Origin of the sequence: Streptomyces thermovulgaris (assembly GCF_002155915.1) — a bacterium.
In the GTDB taxonomy this organism is placed as follows: domain Bacteria; phylum Actinomycetota; class Actinomycetes; order Streptomycetales; family Streptomycetaceae; genus Streptomyces; species Streptomyces thermovulgaris.
Map to the genome: position 1 here is coordinate 1 of NZ_MUME01000394.1, position 1,607 is coordinate 1,607.

At 67.4% G+C, this 1,607-nt stretch carries 2 protein-coding genes; one reads left to right on the forward strand and one right to left on the reverse strand.

Features of this window, described 5'->3' with window-relative positions:
- On the reverse strand, positions 1–314 hold a 314-nt coding region (locus tag CCN35_RS25040; protein ID WP_086794429.1), incomplete at its 3' end, for a hypothetical protein.
- Positions 315–1,310: 996 nt separating this feature from the next.
- Between CCN35_RS25040 and panD the strand changes: the two genes are divergently transcribed.
- On the forward strand, positions 1,311–1,607 hold a 297-nt coding region (gene panD, locus CCN35_RS25045), incomplete at its 3' end, for an aspartate 1-decarboxylase (protein ID WP_086794430.1).

Below are 1,607 nucleotides of genomic sequence, written 5' to 3' on the forward strand. Positions count from 1 at the left end.
GGTGCCTCCCATCGTTGCCAGAGCATCTCCAGTCCCAGCGCGATCGCGCACAGCACTGCCACGGACCCGGGAACGGCCACGAACGCCACATGGATCGGACTGCTCTCGTCGGGGAGGAAAAGGTCCACCCACCCCAGGGCCAGGGCGAGGGCGGTGGCGATCCCGCCGATCCGGGAGGCCCACTCGAAGAGGCGCGCGTGCCACGGCTTCGAGGCTGCCGAGTCCCTCGAGCGCACATCGATGCTGAAGAAGATCAGCAGAACGGCGAGGAACGAGATCAGGCTGACCATGTCGGACGACGGCATCGGACGCATGCTGCGACCCTAGCCCCATCCCTTCGCAAGCCCCGTCAACTTGCTGATGCGCCTGTGCCGCCCGCTGTGTGCCTCCTCGGCTCGCGATGTCACGCGGGTCGGGAGCGAGGTTTCAGGGGGCAACGCCGAAGAAGCAGGTGACGCTGCTGTCGCTCCGGTGCACGGGGGAAGAAGCAGAGAAGGGCACCGGCTCCACCGTTCGACGCCGTTCGGGGCGGAGGCCCTCTCGCACCCGATCACCGCTGCCCGTGCAGGGGGCGCTGCAACGCCGTGAACGTCTTTGGACGAAGGGAAGTTGATGGAGGGCACGCAAGACGAATGCTCGCGGCGGCGGTCTCCATGACGGCCGCCGCTTCACTTGCCGTCCTCTCCGGCACGGCATCGGCCGCTGAGCAGCCGGACGGGACTGCGAGGGCGTGGTCGGCGAAGATCGGCCAAGCCGGCTTGGGAGAAACGGAGGTGACGTCACAGAAGTCAACGGTCAAGGCGGGTTTTGGCGAGGAGAAGTGCGTCAGCGTCCCGCCTGACGCGAAGCAGGGACGCGCAGGGGCCNNGGCCCCTGCCACGGGCACCAGGAGTCGTACGGAGTCCTCCGCCACCACGCTCACTGCCGCACAGGCCGGCGCCGAAACCTGCTCGATCGGGCAACCGGGCCACTGGACCTACGAGCGGTCCGGTTCCTGTCCGAAGGACATGATCGTCGACTGGCACCCTCAGCGACGGCAGGGGTGCGGTGCTCGGCACGGCCAAGCCGGCCGTGAACCAGGGCATGACGCCGAGGGCGACGTCATCCGCAGGAAACGAGCCGGTGACGGTCACCATGGTCTCCGGCTCGCCGTGACGNNCCGACGTACGTCGGAAGAGCCGGCACATGGTCGGCGCAAGTCCTGAGAACCGAGGAGAGCCACCCGAGCACACGCATCGGTGCAGGGTGTGAGAACAGCCCTTGACCTGCAAAAACGCAGGCAGGGAGCAGACACGACCGGGAGTTTCTCCGTGCTTCGTACCATGTTCAAGTCCAAGATCCACCGCGCCACCGTCACCCAGGCCGACCTGCACTACGTGGGATCGGTGACCATCGACGCGGACCTGCTCGACGCGGCCGATCTGCTGCCCGGCGAACTCGTCCACATCGTCGACATCACCAACGGGGCGCGGCTGGAGACGTACGTCATCGAGGGTGAGCGCGGATCCGGGGTGATCGGCATCAACGGGGCCGCCGCCCACCTGGTCCACCCCGGAGACCTGGTGATCATCATCAGCTACGCCCAGATGACCGACGCCGAGGCGCGG